This window comes from uncultured Subdoligranulum sp. (assembly GCF_937890665.1).
The window spans coordinates 1-8,797 of the sequence record NZ_CALADU010000171.1 but is presented as its reverse complement, the minus strand read 5'-3'; the positions used below and the strand labels follow the sequence as shown (position 1 = coordinate 8,797).

At 59.4% G+C, this 8,797-nt stretch carries 7 protein-coding genes and 1 pseudogene; all 8 read right to left on the bottom strand.

The window, feature by feature from the left end:
• Nucleotides 1–511 (bottom strand): annotated as a pseudogene (locus Q0526_RS09810) (phosphate--acyl-ACP acyltransferase); the annotation flags it as partial.
• Nucleotides 508–1,821: a methylenetetrahydrofolate--tRNA-(uracil(54)-C(5))-methyltransferase (FADH(2)-oxidizing) TrmFO gene (gene trmFO / locus Q0526_RS09805; protein ID WP_298733019.1), complete on the bottom strand. Its 1,314-nt coding sequence runs from the start codon at nucleotides 1,819–1,821 to the stop codon at nucleotides 508–510. The gene trmFO and the pseudogene Q0526_RS09810, both read right to left, overlap by 4 nt.
• 42 nt (nucleotides 1,822–1,863) lie before the next feature.
• Nucleotides 1,864–3,948 carry a type I DNA topoisomerase gene (gene topA, locus Q0526_RS09800; RefSeq protein WP_298733017.1) on the bottom strand — a complete coding sequence of 695 codons (2,085 nt, stop codon included), beginning with the start codon at nucleotides 3,946–3,948 and terminating at the stop codon, nucleotides 1,864–1,866.
• 21 nt (nucleotides 3,949–3,969) lie between these two features.
• The gene (gene dprA / locus Q0526_RS09795; RefSeq protein ID WP_298733015.1) at nucleotides 3,970–5,070 is read right to left on the bottom strand and encodes a DNA-processing protein DprA; all 1,101 of its coding nucleotides are present in this window, start codon (nucleotides 5,068–5,070) and stop codon (nucleotides 3,970–3,972) included.
• Between the two features lie 3 nt (nucleotides 5,071–5,073).
• Nucleotides 5,074–5,847, bottom strand: a complete 774-nt coding sequence (locus tag Q0526_RS09790; protein ID WP_298733013.1) for an RNA methyltransferase — start codon at nucleotides 5,845–5,847, stop codon at nucleotides 5,074–5,076.
• Between the two features lie 19 nt (nucleotides 5,848–5,866).
• On the bottom strand, nucleotides 5,867–6,550 hold the full coding sequence (locus tag Q0526_RS09785; RefSeq protein ID WP_298733011.1) for a polyphosphate polymerase domain-containing protein: 684 nt from the start codon (nucleotides 6,548–6,550) through the stop codon (nucleotides 5,867–5,869).
• Nucleotides 6,550–7,233: a DUF4956 domain-containing protein gene (locus Q0526_RS09780; protein ID WP_298733009.1), complete on the bottom strand. Its 684-nt coding sequence runs from the start codon at nucleotides 7,231–7,233 to the stop codon at nucleotides 6,550–6,552. The genes Q0526_RS09785 and Q0526_RS09780 overlap by 1 nt, the downstream gene beginning before the upstream one ends.
• Before the next feature lie 36 nt (nucleotides 7,234–7,269).
• Nucleotides 7,270–8,797, bottom strand: a 1,528-nt coding sequence (locus Q0526_RS09775) for a CotH kinase family protein (RefSeq protein ID WP_298733007.1), incomplete at its 5' end; no start/stop codon positions are given.

Sequence of the window (8,797 nt, the reverse complement as noted above, 5' to 3'; positions counted from 1 at the left end):
GGCCCATGACCTTCTCGGCATAGACGCTGCCCATGGTGCCGAAGGCGTTGAGCATATCGGGGCGGCACTCGGCATTGGCGCCGCAGTCCAGCAGCAGGAAATTCTGCTTGGCACCGGGCATGGGGGTGGCCAGCGCGGGCCGCTTGATGCCCTTGAGGGTGCGGACGATCAGGCTGGTGCCCACATGGAGCGCACCGGTGGAACCGGCGGAAACAAAGGCATCGCCCTCACCGTTTTTCAGCATGGTCAAGCCCTTGATCATGCTGGAATCGGTCTTGTGGCGGGCTGCCTTGACGGGATCGTCGTGCATGTCCACCACTTCGGAGCAGGGAATGATCTCGAAGGGGGTCAAATCGATCTTATTCTGGGCCGCGCAGTCCCGCAGGGCCTGCTCATCCCCCAGCAGCGCCAGCGTCATGCCGTCGCCAAATTCCGCCGCGGCCTGCGCCGCGCCTTGCAGCACACACAGCGGTGCGTTGTCACCGCCCATGGCATCGATGAGAATTTTCATTGTACGTCCTCCTGTACCCATGCTTGCATGGCCTTTTGCGCCGTCTCGGAAAGGGCGGCATAGCGTTCCCGCTTATCGCGGATGGCGTCGATGTCCGGCGTGCGGGGCAGAATGCCCATATTCGCGCCCATCGGCTGGAAATTCTTGTTGGGGGTGGTGATGTAGGAAAGCAGCGCCCCGCACATCGTCTGGGGCGGGGGCGGCGGCAGTTGGCGGCCCTGCAGCCGGGCCAGAATCTGCCGTGCGGCCAAAAGCCCGCTGGCCGCGCTCTCCATATAGCCTTCAAAGCCGGTGATCTGCCCGGCGAAAAAGACGTTGGGATGTTCTTTGAGATATTGCTGGGCCGTCAGCACCTGCGGGCTGTCCAAAAAGGTGTTGCGGTGCATGACACCGTAGCGGACAAACTCGGCGTGTTCCAGCCCCGGGATCATCGAAAAGACCCGCTTCTGTTCGCCCCACTTCAGGTTGGTCTGGAAGCCCACCAGATTGTAGAGCGTCCGGTCGGTGTTTTCGGCCCGGAGCTGGACGTTGGCCCAGGGACGGTGACCGGTGCGGGGATCCCGCAGCCCCACCGGGCGCAGGGGGCCGAACCGGATGGTGTCGGCGCCCCGGGCGGCCATGACCTCGATGGGCATGCAGCCTTCATACACCGTCAGGTCCCCGTCAAAATCGTGGAGGGGCGCCCGCTCGGCGGCGATGAGGGCCGCGTGGAAGGCCTCGTATTCTTCCTTATTAAAGGGACAGTTTAAGTAGTCGGCTTCGCCGCGGCCATAGCGGGAGGCGGCAAACACCTTGTCGTAGTCGAGGCTTTCCGCCGTGACGATGGGCGCCACCGCATCATAGAAACTGAGCCGGTGGTCGCCGGTCAACGCGGCGATGGCGTCGGCCAGTGCCCCCTCGGTCAGGGGACCCGAAGCCACCAGCACCGGGGCGCTCTCGTCCAGCGCGGTGACTTCCTCCCGGTGGATGGTGATGCCCGGATGACCTTCCACCTGAGCGGTGACGGCGGCCGAGAAAACATCCCGGTCCACAGCCAGCGCCCCGCCGGCGGCGACCCGGGCGGTCTCGGCGGCGGGCAGCAGATGACTGCCCATGGCGCGCATCTCCAGCTTGAGCAGGCCGGAGGCCGAGTCGGGCCGTTCGGCTTTCAGGGAGTTGGAGCAGATCAGCTCGGCAAAGCCCGCGCTCTTGTGGGCAGGGGAAAACTTACCGGGTTTTTGCTCGTACAGGTCCACCTGCACCCCGGCGTCGGCCAGCCAAAGCGCGGCTTCGCACCCGGCCAGACCGGCCCCAATGACGTTACAATGCATAGTTCCTCCACGGGAGATCGGCGGGGCCAGATACCCCGCGGGTTATTTCTTTTCCATCGGCTTGGTGAAGCCGCAGCCCTCTTTGGCACAGTAGAGCTGACCTTTTTTCTTGAAGAGGGTGTTGCCGCACTGGGGGCATTTTTCCGGTACCGGCTCGTCCCAAGTCATAAAGTTGCACTTGGGATAGTTGCTGCACCCGTAGTAGATGCGGCCCTTGGCGCTCTTGCGCACCAGCATATGGCCGCCGCACAGCGGGCAGATGCCACCGGTGTCCTTGACCAGCGGGTGGGCGTTGCGGCATTCCGGGAAGCCCGAACAAGCCACAAACTTGCCGTACCGTCCCGATTTGATGACCATGGGACGGCCGCACTTTTCGCAGATCTCGTCGGTGGGGATGTCCTCCACCTTGACCCGCTTGCCTTCCATATTTTTCTCGGCGTTTTCCAGACTCTTGGCAAAGCCCTGATAGAACTCGTCCACCGTCTGGACCCAGTCAGCCTCTCCGGCTTCCACCACGTCCAGCTTTTTCTCCATGTCGGCGCTGAACTTCACGTCCACAATGGCGGGAAACTGCTCCATCATGACCTGATTCACCGCCTGTCCCAGCGGCGTGGTCTTGAGCTTTTTCTGGTCCTTCTCCACATAGCCGCGGTCCACGATGGTGGTGATGATCGGCGCATAGGTGGAAGGACGGCCAATGCCGTTTTCTTCCAGCGCGTGGATCAGGGTAGCTTCGGTGTAGAGCGGCGGCGGCTGGGTGAACTTCTGGTCCGCCGTCAGGGATTTGAGCTGCAAGACCTGTCCCTGTTCCAGTTCGGGCAGGGCGGTCTCTTTCTTCTGTTTGTCGTCGGTGGATTCTTCGTACAGGGCGGTGAAGCCGTCAAAGGCTACCCGGAATCCCGAGGCGCGGAAGAGATAGTCCCCCGCTGTGATGGTCACCGAAACGGTGTCCTGCACGCAGTCCGCCATCTGGCTGGCCATAAAGCGGCTCCAGATCAGCCGGTAGAGCTTGGCGGTGTCGCCGCTGATGCTCTGTTCCACCTCGTCGGGGGTCAGTTCCGGCATGGAGGGGCGGATGGCTTCGTGGGCGTCCTGCGCCGCGGTGGCGGAGCGGGATTTCCATTTGCGCTGGGTCTTGCAGACGTAGTTGTCCCCCCAGCGGCCCGCGATAAACTCCTTGGCGGCGGCGGCAGCCTCGGCGGCGATGCGCAGACTGTCGGTACGCATATAGGTGATCAGACCCACTGTGCCGTGACCGGCGATGTCCACGCCTTCGTACAGCGTCTGGGCGGCCCGCATGGTACGGGTGGCCGAGAAGCCATAGGCCCGGCTGGCGTCCTGCTGGAGTGTAGAGGTGATAAAGGGCGGCGCAGGCTGACGGCGGCGCTTGCCTTTTTCCAGCTTGGTGATGACGTAGTTCTTGCCATCCAGTGCCGCCACGATGGTGTCGGCCTGCTCTTTGTTGGTGACGGTGAGCTTTTTGCCGTCGGCACCGGCGGTAAGCCGGGCCACAAACTGGCTGCGGCTGCCCTGCGGATGCAGGGTGGCATCGATGTTCCAGTATTCGTCGGGCTTGAAGTTTTCGATCTCGATCTCCCGGTCTCGAATCAGCCGTACGGCCACGCTCTGCACCCGGCCGGCGGACAGGCCCCGGCGCACCTTGCGCCACAAAAAGGGGCTGAGCTTGTAACCCACCAGACGGTCCAGTTCCCGCCGGGCCTGCTGGGCGTTGAACAGGTCCATATTGATGGCCCGGGGATGAGCCATGCCCTCCTGTACGCCTTTCTTGGTGATCTCGTCAAAGGTCACCCGGTTGGGCGCCGACGGGTCCAGTCCCAGAATGTTCGCCAAATGCCAGCTGATGGCTTCCCCTTCCCGGTCCGGGTCGGTAGCCAGCAGCACGCCGTCCGCCTTTTTGGCTTCGGCTTTCAGTTCCTTGACCAACTTCTGCTTGCCTTTGATGGTGATATATTTGGGGGCGTAACCGTTATCGATGTCGATGCCCAGCTGGCTGGCCGGGAGATCACGCACGTGTCCCATACTGGCGGTGACTTTATAGTTTCGTCCCAAATACTTGCCAATGGTCTTGGCCTTGGCTGGGGACTCCACAATGACCAGTTTTGCCATAGTCTCCTCCTGATTTCCTTCTTATAAAGCAATGTACCGACGCCCCGGCAGCGCCGCGGCGCCGCCGTAGAGTTCCAGCTCGGTACAGGCCGCCAGCACCCGCCCGGTGGGCAGGCCGGTGGCCGCGCACAGTGCATCGATGCCCTGTGCCGTGGGACCCAGTTTGGCGTAGACGGCCTGCGCGTCGGCGCTGACCGTCTGGGGCGAAAACCGGGCCGGTTCTTCGCTAGGCGGCTGCGGGTCAGCCCCCAGCCGTTCCAGAATGTCCGACACACCGCAGAGTGCGTCGGCCCGATGGGTACGCAGCAATTCGTTGGTGCCCTGACTTAAGGCGCTGTAAATGCTGCCCGGCACCGCCAGCACCGGACGGCCATACCGCTCGGCGTGGCCCACGGTGTTCAGCGTACCGCTGCGCAGCCGGGCTTCGGCCACGCAGAGAACTTCGGCCTGCCCGGCGATCAGCCGGTTGCGGGCCAAAAAGGTCGCTTTTGTTTTGCCCTCATAGTGGGGCGGATATTCACTGCAAATGGCGCCGCCGGCTTCCTCGATCTGACGGCGCAGCGGCCCATTGGCCGCCGGGTACGTTCTGTCGATGGCCGTGCCGAGGAAGGCGATGGTAGGTGCGCCTGCCGCCACCGCCGCCCGGTGGCCTTCGCTGTCCAGTCCATCGGCCAGACCGCTGACCACCGTCACCCCCTGTTTGGCTGCCGCCAAAGACAGGTCGTAGGCAGCCTGCTGCCCGTAGGCACTGGGACGCCGGGTCCCCACCATGCCCAGATACCGCCCGCCTTGCAGGCAGGTCTTATCGCCGGTCACATACAGCACCAGCGGCAGATCGGGCAGCTCTTTCAGCCGGGCCGGATAGGCCGGGTCGTCGGGGGTCAGAATCTCCACCCCGGTAAGCAGGCAGTGGTCCAGCCGCTCTTCATAGTCAAAAGGGGTGGTGTCCCTTAGCTGCTCTTCTGCGGTCTTGCTTAAGCAAAAAGGCGGCGCTGCCGCGTCGGCCCGCATCGATTCATACAATTCTTCGGGGTCGGGCCAAAGGTCCAACAGCTCCCGGGCGTATTGGCAGGCAGAACCTACCGCATCGGCCAGCCACAGCCAAGCAAGGGTCTTGTCCATTTTTTATACCCCGCGGAAATGCCACAGCAGCACGCTGCCCGCCACACCGGCGTTCAGGCTTTCCACCCGATCGGTCATGGGGATGCGCACCGCCGCATCGCAGGCGGCCACAGTTTCGTCCCGCAGGCCTTGTCCCTCGCTGCCGATGACCACACAGACCCCATCGGGGAAATCCCGTCCCGCTTCATCCAGCGGGCGGGAATGGTAGAGCGCCGCCGCCAGACAGGTCACGCCCCGTTCCCGCAGGGTATGCAGGGTGTGGGGCAGGTCGGCGGCATGCAGTACCGGCAGACGCCCGGCTGCCCCCATGGAAGAACGCAGTGTTTTGGGCGAGAACGGTGCGGCGCACCCGGGCCCCAGCAGCACGGCATCAAACCCAAAAGCCGCGGCGCTGCGCAGCAAAGTTCCCACGTTGCCGGGGTCCTGTACCCCTTCCAAGGCCAGAATCCGCCGAGCGCTGGCCAGCAGGCTCGGGTCCGGCTGGGGTGTTTCAAACAGAACGAACACCCCTTGGCTGGACTTGGTCCCGGCCAGCTTTTCCGCCACGTGCGGGGCCACCAGTACCGGGTGCAGCGCTGCCAGTTCCGGCGTTTTTTGCAGGGCGGCTTCGGTAGCGTAGGCCGTACGAGCTTTGCAGCTTTTTGCCAGTTCCAGACAGAGTTTGGGCCCCTCGGCAAAGAAGAGTCCGTCGGCAGCACGCTGCTTTTCGGAATCGCGCAGCGCACATGCGTATTTGATTTTAGGATTTTCCCGACTGGAAATCAAGTCAGTTTGCATAAAATTTACCGTTTTTGTTTTAGTAGAGGGTTGCCCGGGCCAACGCATATTTACTGATGCTCAGCGGTGTGCCCGGAATACTGCTGAGCATCCGGCCCAGCCATGCAGGCAGCGGCTGGTCGTATTTGACCTCCAAGATGGTCATGGGATTCAGCACCCCCACCATGGGGACGTCGTCCGCAAAAAGCGACGCACTTTTGGCGGCGCGCACATGGCTGTCCAGCGTGATGCGGGCCCGCCCCACCGGGAACACCCAAGCGGTGCGCTCATAGTCGATGAGGGCAGCCGGATGGCGGTTCTCGCCTTGATAGAGGGCATACGCCGCACAAGCCGCCGGGCCTTCCCCCAGCAGCGGGTTGGGGTCCCCGTCGACCAGCGCCTGCGCCGTTTCCCGGGTCAGCACGGCGCTCTGTTTATGGGAGGTCTTGGCTCGTTTTGCCTTGATCTCCAGCTTGATGTGGGATGCCTGCAGATCATACAGACGCAAACGCAGTTTTTTGCGCTCGCTTACCCCCAGCAACTTATCTTTATAGTCGCCATCCTCCGGGGTGTCAAAGTAAAGGCTGCGGATGTAATAGGCCCCGTTCGCCGAATACCGGTCCCGCTGCAGCACGCCGTCCAACAGGTTTTGCAGTGCAGCGGCCTGTGCCGGGGCCAGCAGATACTTTTCCTCGTAGCGGCGGACCTGTAACTCGGCGGCCATTACAGCGTTTCTCCGCTGTAGCTGACCAGATTCAGGCTGCGGATCTTATCCGCCCCCACAGCGTCCCGCACGCTCTGGCTCAACGCCCCGGCGTTCTGCTTGCGGGTGAAGGAAACCTCATAGGTAAACTCTTCGCTGTCTGCCATCTGGTTGCGCACCCGCAGCTTGTAGGCGCGGGTATTTTTCTTGAGCACCTCACAGAGGGTCTTTTCCTCCACCGTGCCGGTGCCGGCCCGCAACACCAACAGGTAGGTCGTGGTGTCATACAAATCAAAGTTGGCCACGCAAACCACCACCGTCAACACGATGCTGCCCAGCAAACCGATGAGGTACATCTCGCTGCCGCAGGTCAGGCCGATGGCAATGGACCAGAACAAAAACGCGATGTCCCGCGGTTCCTTGACGGCGGTGCGGAAACGGATGATGGACAAGCTACCGACCATACCGAGGCTAAGCGCCAGATTGGAACCGATGGCCTGCATGACCAGCGTGGTGATGATGGCTACCAACAGCAGCGTGAGGTTGAAGTCTTTGGAGTAGACGGTACCGCGGTAGGTTTTGCGGTACACGAAGTACAACAGCATGCCCAGCACCACCGCCATGGCCAGCGACAGGCAGACCTGCGTGATCGAAATGCTGGTGTTGCTTTCCAGCAGGTATTCCAGAATTTGACGTTTACTCATCGTTGGATCATCCTTTTCTTGTTGGTTTTCGTTAGGTTAGCGTTCGGCTTCTTGCAAATGGGTATCCAAATAGGATAACAAGTATCCTGCTCGTTCTTCCAAATAAGCGCAAAGCGTTTGGCACTCTGCCTCCCATTCTTCCATTGTCAAATTGCTTGCCTCCGATTCCGTATCGGTCAGCCAGTCGGCTAGTGGTGCCAACCATGTGGTTTCCACCTTCTGGCGTGCCAAATTACGTTCCATCTCAGGGTAGAGCTGTGCACACCACGCTTGAAATGCCGGTAAAATTTGTTCCGGCGCATAGGTCGTGGTCATTGCCTGCCGAAACTTTTCTGCAAACAGCGTTCGGAACTCTTCCGTTTTCCACAACCGTTTCAGCAAAACGTGCTGCAAATTTCCTTCTGCTGGTTTTTCTTCCAACAGGGAAGCCAAGGAATCCTTTTCCGGTCCTTGTCTCATAACCATATCAAAGTCATTCAGTAAAAGACGCCATTTTCCATCACTATACCGCTCTGAGTTTCCCTCCGTAGCACGCCAAAGAATCGTATTGGCTAAAGTAGAAAATCCATCCCAGTTATTAGCATATAGACTAGCAATCAAACAGTCAATGAATTCATCCAAATCAAAATTTTGTTCTGCCCATGTCCATACATCTGCATCATCCAAAGAAAGAAGCTCTTGGTTCAGATCCGCAATAATTTGAGCGTCATAATGGTATAACTCAACAGAATCACGATCCACATCGTATTGCCGTGCAATAAAGGATTCATTTTTTCTTTCTCTTGCGCAATATATTCCCCAATATTCATCTTCCAGATACAAAACGACCGGTACATTATATTGCGTTCCCAGTCCTTCCTCATACAGGTAGTTGTTCCAAAAGCCATCCAAATAGACGCCTTGCCATATACCATTGCCTGGGCCTTTGAGAGAGAAATCTTCCAACGATGTGGTATTTTTTCCTCCCTCCAGTAAATTTGTTGTCGTTCCCTCCGCCAAATCCACAGAAAGATTTTTCATCTGATAAAAAACTCGCGAACTTTCTCCCGACACCGAGATTTCAGCTTCCTTTGCATCGCTACTTTCCTTTTCTGCGCCTACCGTTTGTACACGAGCTTGTATCTTTTCTTCCGACATAAAATTGGCGTTACTTCCGGGCAAGCCTACCTTTCCTAATGTATAGTAAGTAAAGCCCGGCGCATAAATGCCTGTCTGTCCAAACAATTCTTCCGGATCCGCGGTGACACTGACTACCGGCAATGTGTGTTGCTGCACATCGATCCAGTACGTAGAAGATGTTACTTGATCTGACCACTGACCATCTTTATAAAGACGTACTGTAATGGTAGTTGATTTGTCCACAGGCTCCGGTGCGTATTCGTAAGCATAGGACTTCAGGAATTTGTAGTTTCCGCCTCCCAACCTATTGGCAATAGATACGTACTCATTTGGTTCTCCCGCCCGGCTGGTCACCGAAATGGCGCCGGTGTACAGTTTGCCGTTGTCCTCGGGATCACTGCCGTCGGTGGTATAGAAAATCAGCGCATCCGGGTCATCCGCCGTC